Here is a 12,093-nt window from a genome sequence, read left to right on the forward strand (position 1 = left end):
CTCGATATGACCTAGCCCCTGGAGTCGAGGAAGGATTACGGAGGAGAGGTAGCCGGGCGATACGCCAGCCGTGACTGCTATGTCCGCGGGCGAAAGATGCCCATGTCCCGAGCTACGGTGAAACTCTTGTGAGAGGCTTAGTAGTGCGGCGACATCGGCGGCGTCAACCACTGGAGCAAGGCCATTAGTAAGTCTTTCGTTTAGCGCTCGCTCGTTGAACGCAACAAATACCAGGTCGGGGACTCCCGACATTGACTGGACTTCATAAAAGACCGAAACGGGCAAGCGTGTGCTTGCCAGTCGCCACGCATGCTGGGCCACATAGGCGTACATGTCGGCTTCATACCGGAATGCGAAGTTTGGCATATCGGTCATTTCCTGACCCTACCCATAATCACCGGAAGATCAACCCCGTGGGATGCCTTCAGATTGCTAACGGTGTTGAATCAATTACATTAAGCGACTCTAGCTGTCGCAAGGGTGCGTGTTCGGGTACGGGTTAGGGTCCCAGGTGTGGTCTTGGGTAGCCGCACGGAGCGCTTAGCAGCCGGCTAAAGGCGCGGAATCCCTGCCAGAAACCTTCGCATCGTTCGAGATGGCCAGCCTTGAGGTGTGGATTAGGCAGCTTCTCCGCCTGACCGGGGGCATGCCCGAGCACGCCTCTCCTGCTGACGCCCTCATACTGGGTCGAGGCAGTGAACTCGACGTCGTCACCAGGCAGAGTTCGCTGAAGCTCGGTCTCGAGGACCTGGCGACAGGGTTGAGTGGCCAACTGAGTGACAACCACTGTGAGCTTGCTCCGCTTTGGCGGACACCGTTGGTGTGGTGGTCAGGCGGCCTAGGTGGCTTCGTAGGCGGCGGGGCTGAGCAGCAGAACCGCGCATCATGCAATCACGTCGAATTGGCTTCGCGTCGAAGGGGCTGGGCGCGTCGCCCACGTGTAGGACGCCATGGTGGAGACGTTGCCAAGGGTCACAGGTCATCTGTAGGCAACTTGCTGTGACGCGCACTGTGGTCGGAACGATTCTTAGGCATGAGCAGCGAGATCGACTGGTGGCCGAACCTTCTGCAAGGTGCGCTTAGCGCGGTTGTGGGCGGCGTGGTCGCCGCAGTAACTGCGTGGGCGGTGGTGAGCATCACCGGAAGGCAGGTGCGACGTCAGGCGGCCCACGATAGGGCCATTGCAGCGGCGCAAGCGCTCATTCAGGAGTCGCAGTTCTTGATAGCGGCGGTTGAGATGGTCGAGCCGTGGCGGAGGTGGACATCCCGGGAAAGGCAGTATCAGCGACTCCGTGTGGCCGGCACTCGGTTCTCAACACGGGCCATGTTATATAAGTCAATCATCACAGCGGTTGACCCGGACTTCGGCAGGCGTCTGGATGAGCTATTGGATCCATTGCACAGTGTGCGTCCGATGTACGGGGAGGGGGCTAAGCGCTGGAGTACTGAGGACGGAATGCGGCTCATCCAAGCTGGCGATCTCTTCATCTTTCAGACACGCGGATGGATCGAGGACGAATCTCGAATGAAGAGACGCGACAAGCGAGTGGCAGCCGCTTGAGGTTGCTGTTGTGGCTTCGGAGCAGTCGGCCCAGCAGACCCCGATGTGATGAGGGTGGACGAAGGGGCCCGCGTAGCGCTAGCGCTCCCAAAAGCTGTTATCAGGTAGCAAACCCCAGGTGATTAGTGGAGCAAAAGCGGATTCAAGAATGCTAGCTGTTGGCGTGCTTCGGCCGAGATGTGCCGCCACGACTACTCGCCCAGCTCCAGCGGCTAAGTCGGCTAGCTGGATAGAGGGATGTTCGCTGGATTTTCCTGTTGCGAAAAGTGCAACACGTGCCTTGGGGGCCACCGCCACGAGACTTGGATGCGTCACCCATAGCGCCCGTAGCATTTGCTGAACAAACTCAGGCTTGAATAAAGAGTGCTCATCGTGCAGTAGCCTGAAGTCGCCCGAGATTTGGTACCAGTGGTGGATGCTAAGGGGAATCAGGGCGGCAAGCGGGTCTAGGGACGGTATGGAGGAGGTTCTATCCGCTACGTCGTGCACCAGTCTCTCGGCATAAGGGCGGGTCTCAAGTAATAGGATCAAGATTTCTTCAACGGACCGACGATGGCAGTTCCATCGAGCTTCCTCTAAGCGTCGATAAAATGACGGAACATCTTCCTTGGTGCCCTGCCTTTGTGTCGCTCGGGCAAGACCGACAAAGGCAACAAGTAGTGGTTCCCATGCCTCCCTCAAAGCTCGCGGTCCGTCCTTGAAAAATGTACTGGCCATGCGTCGGGCGGAGCCGTTCCGATACAGGTCAATATCATGGGCATATGCCCATTCTTCAATAAGCAGGTCAATTATCTTCGACACTGCTGTATAGCGCTTCTCTGCAACTACGATATTGGTGCGGTCTGCTAATGGACCGCCTGGCGCAAAAATGTCGGCCAGTTCTCGCGCGGCGCGCTCCTTGCTGAAATGCGAAAATTTTATTTCGGGGGCCTGTGTAATACGCGCTCGCCTTCGTATGTCATCCAGTAGCGGTGCGGCCACGTCGTCGTCGATCTTCAGCGTTGCGTGCGCAATAATCGCCTGCTGATCTACCAAGTTTTCGCCGGTCGCGCCCGACTCGTCCGCAGCTACCCAAGGGAACTTTTGATCATCTTTCGTGGCGGCCTGGTGTGTCACTGGCCAGCTATTAATGTCCCAGTCGTGCCTGCTAGACGCGCGGTCTTCGTAGATAGACATGCACGGATTCTAGCATTGGTCGAGATTTTCTTTGCGATTAATTATCAATAGAAGTGATTTCGCTCTATTGTGGATCTGTCACGTCGCTGTACGTGTTTCTGGCGGCTACCACTGAGTGGAAGTCTCCCTCTTCCAGTTCTCGGCAGTTAGAGTCGTATGACAGAGCGCAAATGCAGGCCCTCGGAGGGAGCTCACATCATGCCACCCAGTTGCTGAATTCTCGCGTCAATGATGGGAATGAGTTTCGAAAGCATGTCCGACGCCTGGAGAAGCACCTTAGACGAGTTATCCAGGTTTAGGTGGGAGAGCGTGTCCGCGGAGACCATGAGGTTATGAGCTGTGCGCTCTTCTACGCCGCCGGGTGCAGTATGCAGAACATCTATGATCTGTCGTAAATCTTGGAGTGCTTCTGCATTAAGTGAACCTGTGCGCTCCAGGCTATCAGCAATTTTTTCGAGTCGGACTACCGGCGGCGTGAAGGCTTCGGCCAGCGCTTCGGTAAGAGCCTCTTCGCTGATGGGGCCTATCGTGTTGAGGGCCGCACCATATTGGCCTTCATGCTTCCTCTTCCATTCATGCAATACCTCTGGTGGGTAGAGTTTTTCGCCCTCTTTCTTGTCGTCGATCTCCGAGTGGTGAGATAGGCAGACTATAATGAGATTCTTGAATGACTCACGCTCGCGCCTCTCTTCCTCGCTGCGACATTCACGAAAGCGGGGAGCGCCGCGTTTTACTCCGCGAATATGCGCTATCTGGGCGTTTTTCTTGAACACTCCGGGCCGAACCTCATTAATCACTGGGAAAGGACAACCGGGCGCGTAGCAACGCCCATTGCTCAGTACCCAGAGAGCAGCCTGAGCGGCAGCAGGAATGGTTAGGCGCTTCTCCATGTGACGAAGGTACGATACCCGTCGCCGATAGCCAAGGTCTCGAGATGGCACTGTTCAGGAGGGAGTGCGTGCCTCGCTCTCGCAGCGCCCGCTGAAGACGAAGGGTAACTTGTGGGGCTAAAGCACCCGAGTGGGGCGAAAAGTCATTAGTGACCGTTCGCGCCTTTTCCTTGTGTGGACGCGGGTGCACGACAGTGGATCACGGGGAGATTGTGCGATACATCCGCAGGCGGCGTATAGGTCCCGGGATCGATGGCCGGGAGAGCGGCGCGTCCGGATTCAACGCGTTCGCCGGCGGCTACGACAGTCGGTCGGGTGAGAGCCTGCGAGTCAGCGAAAAATCAGCAAGACGGCTGACACTGGACCGCGCTAGAGGTCATCTATAAGTATTGTGAGCCGCGGCAGGAGCCCTAGCTAGCAGCCGTCGACACTCCTGATCAAGGCCTTCGGGTATTCACACCGGAGAGGTCTCCGGCCTGATCGCAGTACCGCCGAGTGGCCGATCTTGGCCTGATACGGTGCGGCGAGGCGTGGAGAGGAGACCGGGCTGCGGGAGATGAGCGGCAGTCAGTCCGGCAGCGCGGTTGGCCCGATGGTTGGCCGTCGTCCTCTCCGTCTCCGCGTCAGCCACTCCGTCTCCGCGTCAGCCACTCCGTCTCCGCGTCAGCCACCAGCCACGAACCATGCGTAGATGGCGCCGCAGGTAGAGACAAGAGTCGCTAGTGCGAACATTGCCGACGAAACCCATGTGCTTGACCCAAACGTGCGGGGTCCTCGGCGTTCGATCAATCGGAAGGTATCTAGGTTGAGAGACCGTGCCACTCGATTCTGAATTTCGCGTAGTGGCTCTTCAGCAAGTCGAGCAAGATCACGCTGGCGTCGTCCTGCAAGATATGCCGCCACCGAAACGAAAGCGGCGAGCAGACCGACTGCACCCGCTACAGGTTGTAATTTAGCCTGGAGCGCCGTGACGTATGCTCCGGCCATAACGGCTGTGGCCACTAGATAGAAGTTGAGTACCTGCGTGCCTTGGCCGACTCGGAACTCTAGCCATCTCGAGGCATGCTCCAGAGCTGAGGTCAACAGTGCGGAGTCTTGGGGTTCCAATTGAGTCACACACAGATGATGGCATGGTCCGCGCACTTTGCGGGGCGGGCGAGTGCGGCTGGCTGAAGTCAGCGAAAAGTCAGCAAGACGGCTGATACTGGATCGCGAGAGAGGTCACCCACAAGGACTGCGAGCCGGGGCAAGAGCATGAATTCGCAGCCGTTGACACTCATGATCAGTGCCTTCGGGTATTCACACCGAAGAGGTCACTGGTTCGATCCCAGTATCGCCCACCACGTTTTCGCAGTTCAGAGGCCGTTTCCCTCCCGGAGGGCAGCGGCCTTTCGCGTCTTCTGAGTGACTACCGTTCCAAGGTGAGCTGGGGTCTCTGCCAGCCGTGGTGGCCTGAGCGCTATCCCCGTCGATGCCATGCGAGGTAGCGCGGGCGCTGCCGAAGCGTGCGGGCTGCTCATCGATCTTCGGGACAGCGCTCAGGAGGCGTGGGCGGTCACCTATTTCGGAGCCCAGACTCACCGGCTGCTACGGGTCGCGGTGTGCAGGCAGTAGGTCGCCAGTTCCTTGGACGGAACGTCGGCGCGGGCCCGCCCTGCGTGGATGGCTTCGGTCAGTGCCGCGCGTACTTATTTAAGGCGTTTGACCGGGCCACTACGCATCCGGCTGTCACGACGAGTCGTGGCAGCCGGATGTCGTTCGGTGTTATCCGTCCAGGAGGCCGGCGGGGACGACGGTTTCATGCCGATTCCGCTTGGCGTGCATGTCCCAGAGGATGTCGGCCAGCTCGCCGGGGTCGGCGGCAGCCATGTCGGGCATGGGTTCGCCCTGGGCCCGGCGCCGCTCGTAATCCGCCTCGAAGGGGGTGCCCACGATGCGGGCGCCGATGTAGAGCATGCCGACGTAGACGCCCTTGCGGGCGACCTCGGCCGCGAGCGACTGAAGGTAGTTCCGCTGCGCGGCCAGGGCCACGGGCCAGCCACTCATGTTCGGCCGGCCCCGGACGGCGGCGGCCCCCTGGGCACTGAGGATGGCGCCGTCTCTCCGTTCGACCATGGCGGGCAGGAACTCCCGAACCAGGGCCAGGAGCGTGTGCAACGTGATCGGCATACGGTCCTGAAGCTGCTCCGGGGTGAGGTCGGCGGCGGGAACGAATGCCAGGTTCGAGGGCACCGGGCCGTAGTAGAGGGCCGTGGGGTCCCCGACGCTCTCGCGGATCCGGTCGGCGAGCGCCGGGACGGCGTCGGTCTGGTCGAGGTCGGCGGTGATCACATGGGCGGTGATGCCCTCGGCGGACAGATCCTGGGCGAGCAGATCCAGGGGCGCCTGGCGGCGGGCGACCAGGACGGCATCGTACCCTTCCCTTCCGTATCGGCGGGCGACGGCCTGGCCGACACCCGGACCGGTTCCGAACACTGCGATGGATTTCGTCATGCCGTCCAGCCAACCCCATCGGCGCTCAGACGATCCATGGGGGAACATCCGAAATGCCTTTGCGAACGTCTAAGGTGATTGTGTGGACGTGCTGACAGACCTGCTGCACCGAGCCCGCGCGCAGAACGCCCTGGTCAGGCAGCTGATCCAGCGGCCACCGTGGGGGATGACGTACGCAGACGCGCCGCCGCTCACGGTCGCGGCCACACTCGGCGGCCATGCCACGATCCGGCTCGGGGATCTCGTTCCCACGCGTCTTGCCGCAGGTGACATCGCCCTTATTACTGCCCCTTGCGGGTACACGATCGCGGACGACCCGGCGACCTCACCCCAATTCGTGATCCGCGACGGACGCAAGTACCTCCCCACCGGCGCACCGGCGGACCCACACCCGATGTCGGCACCCCGCACGTACGGTGCCGGCCTATCCGGAGCCACCATCATGCTTCGTGGCGTGTACGAGCTGCATGGCGACGTGGCTTCCCGGCTACTGGACCTGCTTCCGCCGCTGGCGGTCGTGCCCGCGGGGCCACGCACCCAGACGACCCTCGATCTGCTCTCCGCCGAGGCCGCCCGCGACGAGCCGGGCCAGGACGCGGTCCTCGCCCGGCTTTTGGATCTGGTCCTTGTGATCGCGTTGCGGGCCTGGTGCACCAGGCCGGAGGCGACGCCGCCCGCTTGGTACCGGGCGCTGACCGACCCGGCGATCGGCGAGGCGCTGCGCTTCCTGCACGAGGATCCCACCCACAGGTGGACGGTCGCCTCGCTGGCCGCCAAGGTCGGCATGTCCCGCGCCGCCTTCGCCCAGCGCTTCGCCGCCCTGGTCGGCCAGCCGCCGCTCGCCTATCTCACCGACTGGCGCATGACCCTCGCCGCCGACCTGCTCCGCGACACCCGGCAGACCGTCGCCACCGTGGCCCGCCAGGTCGGCTACCAGGACCCGTTCGCGTTCAGCGTGGCGTTCAAACGCGCCCGCGGACGCACGCCCTCGGCCTGGCGCGGCTCCTCCTGGCCGGCCTTACGGTCAGCGGGCACTGCTCGCCCTCGCGCGACGGGGGGTTGATCAGGCGGCGCCATGACGGGCGACGGTAGCCTGGCAGCATGACTGCTGAGCTGCTGCATCACGCCGAGGAAGACTCGGCGGAGATCTTGCGTGTGCTGCCGGAGCGGTGGCACGAGCAGTTCCTCGGCGAGGAACACAGCGCCTTGGACGCAGCCCACGAGGTGTCGCGGTTCCAGCAACTTCGGGAGCTTTTGCGCGTATCCAGGCTGCATGCGGCCACGGTTTCCGATCCCGACTTCGACCGGGCTGAGCAAGCGGTTCACGAGGGTCGGCGCGAGGAGTTCGTGTCGATGGAGGATGCCTTCCCTGGTTGGGCCGATCGTCGATGAGCTACCGCGTGGATCTCCATGTGGCGGCGCTGTCGGCGTCCTGTACTTCAAGGTCGATGAGACCGACGAGCTGATCACCATCTTCAACGTGACATGGGCGGGCTGACGGAAAAGGTCGAGGTACGCACTGCCGCGGGCCTGCACACAGTGTGAGTGACTACTTGAGTGACAACGGCGACGGACGCCTGCAGAGAGAGACGGACGTCCGTGGATGGTTGGCGCAGGTCAGGACCGCTTTCTGACCACGTGGGCGACCTCACTCAGGTGTTTCACACCGAAGAGGTCACTGGTTCGATCCCAGTATCGCCCACCACGTTTCCGCAGTTCAGAGGCCGTTTCCCTGGCAGAGGGAAGCGGCCTTTCGCGTCCCCTGAGTGACTACCGATTCAGGTAGGCCAGTGTTCTAACGGTCGCGTGATCAGTCTCTCCAGTGGAACCAGACGTCGAAGATCGAGTGCGGCTGACCATCACCGAGATTCGTGTCGATCGTGAGATGCGGCAGGGCCTGCTGGCTCACCAGGTGAGGGCCGACGATGGCGATGTGATGTCGATCCAGGACGTGGGAGATCTGCTCACAGCCTCTCTCCCACGCGGGGATCGGCAGTTCAGTGACGGCGTCGAGCCATGGCATTGAGTGCGTCCCGCGACCATCGGGGTGAGTGGAGCGCTCGCCGGGGGACAGGACACATGCGATCGGGGCCAGACGGCACAACACCACCGTGAATCCTTCGACCGTGACATAGCCGTCTGGTTCAAGGTGCCGGGCGGATCCGTCTCGCCTGGTTAGGAAGACGTCGACGTACGATGCATAGCCGGCGTCGTAGTGTGCGAATTCCGCGTGCTCAACGACAAGTTCAGGGATCCGATTAAGGTCGGCGACGACCCGGCGAAGGTAACCCTCTACTGCTTCAGACCCTCCGGCCCAGGGGCCTTCGCCGGCGACCAGTTTGTTCTGAGCGGCGCGTACCTGTGAGTCAGGATCGAGAAGCAGGGCCTCGATATCCGCGGACACATGATCGTGGTCGTGCATGCCGACAGTCTCTCCGATGCTGATGACCAATTCAGGGTTGTGGATATCCGGAGGCCGCTGTGGGAGGCGGCGGTAGCCTGATGGCATGACTGCTGAGCCGCTGCATCACGCCGAGGATGACCCGGCGGAGATCTTGCGTGTGCTGCCGGAGCGGTGGCACGAGCAGTTCCTGAGCGAGTATCACAGTGCGTTGGACGCGGCCCACGAGGTGTGGCGGTTCCAGCAACTGCGGGAGCTTCTGCGCGTGTGGCGGCTGCACGCGGCCGCGGTCTCCGATCCCGACTTCGACCGGGCCGAGCAGGCGGTTAGAGAGGGCCGGCGCGAGGAGTTCGTGTCGATGGAGGATGCTTTTCCCGGTTGGGCCGACCGTCGATGAGCTACCGCGTGGATCTCAGCGCTGTCCCAGATGAAAGGTCTTCCAGAAGAAGCGCTCGACGCGTTGATCTCTCGGACAGTGGACCTCGTCGAGAAGCCTTGGGACGCGCGGGTCCTGTACAAGGATGATCCCGATTTCCGCATGACGACCTTCGGCGATTTCGGTGTCCTGTACTTCAAAGTCGATGAGGCCGACGAGCTGATCACCATCTTCAACGTGACATGGGCGGGCTGACGGAGGGATTGGGGAACGCTATCCCTCCGGGCCCGCTCTCGATCTGAGTGACCATGTGAGTGACAACGGTGGCGGTCGCCCGCAGACCGAGACGGACATCCGTGGATGGTTGGCGCAGGTAAGGATGCTTTCGGCCCACGTGGGCGAACCGGCCAAGACGCTTCACACCGAAGAGGTCACTGGTTCGATCCCAGTATCGCCCACCACGTTTCTGCAGTTCAGAGGCCGTTTCCCTGGCAGAGGGAAGCGGCCTTTTGCATCCCCTGAGTGACTATGACTTCGCGTGAGCAGGGCGACCCCGAGGCCAGTGGCGCCAGTGATCTCCTCTTCGCCGAGGGAGGCGTGGGTGAGGCGGATGGGGGGTGCCTTGAGGAAACCGGTCATGCGATGCGGCGGTGCGCTATCCGTTGGTGTCTTTGAGCGGCCGGCCGTTCTGCAGGTAGACAGTCTGGTTGGCGTTGGCGGCGTCCGCACACGCGGTGATGCGCCGTGCGAGGTGGGGGGCCAGGCGATCGGTCCACTCTTGGCGGGAGGTCCAGGCGACGGCGGTCAGTTCGTCGTCGTGGGGGTGGACAATGGCGGCTTCGGTCGAGGGCTCTCCATGCGGCATCAGGCAGGGCTGGCAAGGAAGACGGGCTGCGTTGCTATTGCAGGCCGACATGACCGAGGCAGCGGGCCCTGGGGTCATGCTCGGCCGGCCGCTTCCCGCCTTATGTCAGTGGTGGCGTCAGGACGGTGGCAGGTCGGTATCAGCGTGGTCGGTGATGGTTGAGCCATGAACGGTTCAGCGATCGCGGCCACGGGGTTGCGAACTGGGCCACACCAGCACAAGGAGTACACGATGCAGAAGTTCGACACCCCCGCCCCGATCTCCGCCGTCCTGGACATCCCCGCGGGGCGCGTCCGGTTCATCGCGGCCGACCGGGCCGACACCGCGGTCGAGGTCCTGCCCGTGGACGCCGCGAAGACCCGAGACATGAAGGCGGCGGAGCAGACCACGGTCGACTACGCCGACGGCGTCCTGCGGATCGAGACCCCGGTGAAGAACCAGTACTTCGGCCCCTCCGGATCCATCGAGGTGACGGTCGAGCTGCCCACCGGCTCCCGCGTCGAGGCCAAGGCGGGCTGCGCCGAGCTCCGGACCGTCGGCCGACTCGGCGACATCGCCTTCGAAGGCGCCTACAAGCAGATCAAGATCGATGAGGCCGCGAGCGTCCGCCTCACCGCGGTCGACGGCAACGTCGAGGTCGGCCGGCTGGGCGGCCCCGCGGAGATCAGCACCGCGATCAGCACCGCAAGGGGCGACATCCGGATCGCCGAGGCCACGGGCGGCACGGTCGTGCTCCGCACCCAGTCCGGCGACATCTCGATCGCCGCCGCAGGGGGAGTCTCGGCCGCGCTGGACGCCGGCACCAGTCACGGCCGCATCCACAACGCCCTCAAGAACAACGGCACCGCCGAACTCGACATCCACGCGACCACCTCCAACGGCGACATCACCGCCCGCAGCCTGTGACCCGCGACCTCCGAAGGGGAGGTGGACCAAGACGGGGAGAATCTGCTGCCCGCCGGACTGACCACGAAAGATCAGACCGGCGGCAGCACGCGGGCGGCCGTCGGCTTTCAGTCGGCGTCGCCCGGTCCCACCAGGCCGGTCATGTTTCCTAGGATGCCGTCAAGTATGTGGTGGGACAGAAGCCTCAAGCATCTCGTGGAATAGACAAATATGCTGCGGACGACCGGAGCCGGCGAGGGTGGGGATTGTGGCAAACGAGGGAGAATCACGGGCTCGTCGCATTGGGGCCAGCGCTCGGATCGGTGTGATCCTGGCTGCGTCGTCTTTTGTAAACTACGCGGCTTGGCTTGGGTGGGACCATGAATGGGATGTCGAGCCGGACGGCAGTCTCAGCGGGCCCTATCAGCCTTGGCAGGTAGCGGGGCTGGTCGTCGGTCTGGGACTCCTCGCCGGACTTGCCGGTCGGCGCGGTCACCCCCGGATCGGCACGCTCGGTATCGCGGGTGTGATGTGGTTGTCCTGGTCGGTCAATGCCGCCATTTCGGACGATAGCGGCTTGTGGGCCGTGGGTGCTGTGATGTTGCTTCCTGCCGTCTTCTTGGGTGTCGGTCTCGTCGCATTTCTTACACCTTTAAGCAAATCCTCTAGTCATGGAGTTCGCCGCGCCGAGTGATCCAGGCGCGCCGTGCCGCTAGATAGCGCTCATGGACCTCATGGACCTCATGGACCTCATGGACCTCATGGACCTCATGGACAGGTCTTCTGGGTGACTACCGTTTCGGTAGGGCAGTGTTCTGCGGGCGACATGCAGATCAGTCAGCCCAGTGGAACCAGACGTCGAAGATCGAGTGGGGCGGCCCATCGCCGAGATTCGTATCGATCTTGAGGCCTGGCAAGGCTCGTCGGCTGAGAAGATCGGGGCCGATGAGGGCGATGCGATGACGATCCAGGACGTGGGAGATCTGCTCACTGCCTCGTTCCCATCCGGGAATCGGCATCTCGCGGACATCGCTCAGCCATGGCAGGGACCACGCCCCCCGACCATCGGGGTGATGGGAGCGCTCGCCAGGAGATAGAACGCAGGCGATCGGGGCCAGACGGCACAACACGACCGTGATCCCTTCGACGGTGATATAGCCGTCTGGTTCGACGCGGCGGGTGGAGCCGTCTCGTTTGGTCAGGAAGACATCGACGTTGGACGCATAACCGGAGCCGTAGTGTCTGAACTCCGCGTGCTCAACGACCAGCTCGGGGATCCGGTTGAGATCGGCGACGACCTCGCGCAGATGACCCTCTACAGCCTCAGGCCCACCAGCCCAGGGGCCTTCGTCGGCGACTAACTCGTTCTGCGAGGCGCGTATTTGTGAATCGGGATCGAGGAGGAGGGCCTCGATGCCCGCAGATGCATGATCGTGGTCGTGCATG

At 62.5% G+C, this 12,093-nt stretch carries 13 protein-coding genes; 7 read left to right on the forward strand and 6 right to left on the reverse strand.

Annotation, left to right across the window (positions count from 1 at the left end):
• Nucleotides 1-1,033: 1,033 nt before the first annotated feature.
• Nucleotides 1,034-1,561 (forward strand): hypothetical protein, encoded by a 528-nt coding sequence (locus Pph01_RS29500; protein WP_204076419.1) that lies wholly within the window; start codon nucleotides 1,034-1,036, stop codon nucleotides 1,559-1,561.
• Between the two features lie 78 nt (nucleotides 1,562-1,639).
• Here the strand turns inward: Pph01_RS29500 and Pph01_RS29505 are convergent, their stop codons facing one another.
• The 3 genes from Pph01_RS29505 to Pph01_RS29515 form a co-directional block, all read right to left on the reverse strand.
• Nucleotides 1,640-2,737, reverse strand: a complete 1,098-nt coding sequence (locus Pph01_RS29505; RefSeq protein ID WP_204076420.1) for a hypothetical protein — start codon at nucleotides 2,735-2,737, stop codon at nucleotides 1,640-1,642.
• Between the two features lie 191 nt (nucleotides 2,738-2,928).
• Nucleotides 2,929-3,627, reverse strand: a complete 699-nt coding sequence (locus tag Pph01_RS29510; protein ID WP_204076421.1) for a hypothetical protein — start codon at nucleotides 3,625-3,627, stop codon at nucleotides 2,929-2,931.
• A gap of 1,764 nt (nucleotides 3,628-5,391) precedes the next feature.
• Nucleotides 5,392-6,120 (reverse strand): SDR family NAD(P)-dependent oxidoreductase, encoded by a 729-nt coding sequence (locus Pph01_RS29515; RefSeq protein WP_204076422.1) that lies wholly within the window; start codon nucleotides 6,118-6,120, stop codon nucleotides 5,392-5,394.
• A gap of 82 nt (nucleotides 6,121-6,202) precedes the next feature.
• On the opposite strand from Pph01_RS29515, the gene Pph01_RS29520 reads away from it, so the two are divergent.
• Both Pph01_RS29520 and Pph01_RS29525 read left to right on the forward strand, forming a co-directional pair.
• Nucleotides 6,203-7,183 carry an AraC family transcriptional regulator gene (locus Pph01_RS29520; protein WP_204076423.1) on the forward strand — a complete coding sequence of 327 codons (981 nt, stop codon included), beginning with the start codon at nucleotides 6,203-6,205 and terminating at the stop codon, nucleotides 7,181-7,183.
• A gap of 38 nt (nucleotides 7,184-7,221) precedes the next feature.
• The gene (locus Pph01_RS29525; protein WP_204076424.1) at nucleotides 7,222-7,512 is read left to right on the forward strand and encodes a DUF6247 family protein; all 291 of its coding nucleotides are present in this window, start codon (nucleotides 7,222-7,224) and stop codon (nucleotides 7,510-7,512) included.
• A 418-nt stretch (nucleotides 7,513-7,930) separates the two neighbouring features.
• On the opposite strand, the gene Pph01_RS29530 is transcribed toward Pph01_RS29525, so the two are convergent.
• Nucleotides 7,931-8,542 carry a hypothetical protein gene (locus Pph01_RS29530; RefSeq protein ID WP_204076425.1) on the reverse strand — a complete coding sequence of 204 codons (612 nt, stop codon included), beginning with the start codon at nucleotides 8,540-8,542 and terminating at the stop codon, nucleotides 7,931-7,933.
• An 85-nt stretch (nucleotides 8,543-8,627) separates the two neighbouring features.
• Between Pph01_RS29530 and Pph01_RS29535 the strand changes: the two genes are divergently transcribed.
• A complete protein-coding gene (locus tag Pph01_RS29535) occupies nucleotides 8,628-8,918 on the forward strand; it encodes a DUF6247 family protein (RefSeq protein ID WP_204076426.1) in 291 nt (96 codons plus the stop codon).
• Between the two features lie 30 nt (nucleotides 8,919-8,948).
• Nucleotides 8,949-9,152, forward strand: a complete 204-nt coding sequence (locus Pph01_RS29540) for a hypothetical protein (protein ID WP_204076427.1) — start codon at nucleotides 8,949-8,951, stop codon at nucleotides 9,150-9,152.
• 400 nt (nucleotides 9,153-9,552) lie between these two features.
• Here Pph01_RS29540 and Pph01_RS29545 read toward each other — a convergent pair whose 3' ends face one another.
• A complete protein-coding gene (locus tag Pph01_RS29545; RefSeq protein ID WP_204076428.1) occupies nucleotides 9,553-9,762 on the reverse strand; it encodes an NUDIX hydrolase in 210 nt (69 codons plus the stop codon).
• 231 nt (nucleotides 9,763-9,993) lie between these two features.
• Between Pph01_RS29545 and Pph01_RS29550 the strand changes: the two genes are divergently transcribed.
• Both Pph01_RS29550 and Pph01_RS29555 read left to right on the forward strand, forming a co-directional pair.
• Complete coding sequence (locus Pph01_RS29550; RefSeq protein WP_204076488.1) at nucleotides 9,994-10,668, forward strand: DUF4097 family beta strand repeat-containing protein; 675 nt, start codon at nucleotides 9,994-9,996, stop codon at nucleotides 10,666-10,668.
• A 247-nt stretch (nucleotides 10,669-10,915) separates the two neighbouring features.
• Nucleotides 10,916-11,341 (forward strand): hypothetical protein, encoded by a 426-nt coding sequence (locus tag Pph01_RS29555; RefSeq protein ID WP_204076429.1) that lies wholly within the window; start codon nucleotides 10,916-10,918, stop codon nucleotides 11,339-11,341.
• Nucleotides 11,342-11,480: 139 nt separating this feature from the next.
• Here Pph01_RS29555 and Pph01_RS29560 read toward each other — a convergent pair whose 3' ends face one another.
• Nucleotides 11,481-12,092 (reverse strand): hypothetical protein, encoded by a 612-nt coding sequence (locus Pph01_RS29560; protein WP_204076430.1) that lies wholly within the window; start codon nucleotides 12,090-12,092, stop codon nucleotides 11,481-11,483.
• Between the last annotated feature and the right edge of the window lies 1 nt (nucleotide 12,093).

Source organism: Planotetraspora phitsanulokensis (assembly GCF_016863295.1).
Classification (GTDB): Bacteria; Actinomycetota; Actinomycetes; order Streptosporangiales; family Streptosporangiaceae; genus Planotetraspora; species Planotetraspora phitsanulokensis.

Bases quoted from the DNA above. Each gene is read 5' to 3' on its own strand.
- Pph01_RS29525 (WP_204076424.1), top strand. From the start codon at position 7,222: ATGACTGCTGAGCTGCTGCATCACGCCGAGGAAGACTCGGCGGAGATC.
- Pph01_RS29500 (WP_204076419.1), top strand. From the start codon at position 1,034: ATGAGCAGCGAGATCGACTGGTGGCCGAACCTTCTGCAAGGTGCGCTT.
- Pph01_RS29540 (WP_204076427.1), top strand. From the start codon at position 8,949: ATGAAAGGTCTTCCAGAAGAAGCGCTCGACGCGTTGATCTCTCGGACA.
- Pph01_RS29530 (WP_204076425.1), bottom strand. From the start codon at position 8,542: ATGCACGACCACGATCATGTGTCCGCGGATATCGAGGCCCTGCTTCTC.
- Pph01_RS29535 (WP_204076426.1), top strand. From the start codon at position 8,628: ATGACTGCTGAGCCGCTGCATCACGCCGAGGATGACCCGGCGGAGATC.
- Pph01_RS29560 (WP_204076430.1), bottom strand. From the start codon at position 12,092: ATGCACGACCACGATCATGCATCTGCGGGCATCGAGGCCCTCCTCCTC.
- Pph01_RS29515 (WP_204076422.1), bottom strand. From the start codon at position 6,120: ATGACGAAATCCATCGCAGTGTTCGGAACCGGTCCGGGTGTCGGCCAG.
- Pph01_RS29510 (WP_204076421.1), bottom strand. From the start codon at position 3,627: ATGGAGAAGCGCCTAACCATTCCTGCTGCCGCTCAGGCTGCTCTCTGG.
- Pph01_RS29505 (WP_204076420.1), bottom strand. From the start codon at position 2,737: ATGTCTATCTACGAAGACCGCGCGTCTAGCAGGCACGACTGGGACATT.
- Pph01_RS29550 (WP_204076488.1), top strand. From the start codon at position 9,994: ATGCAGAAGTTCGACACCCCCGCCCCGATCTCCGCCGTCCTGGACATC.
- Pph01_RS29545 (WP_204076428.1), bottom strand. From the start codon at position 9,762: ATGCCGCATGGAGAGCCCTCGACCGAAGCCGCCATTGTCCACCCCCAC.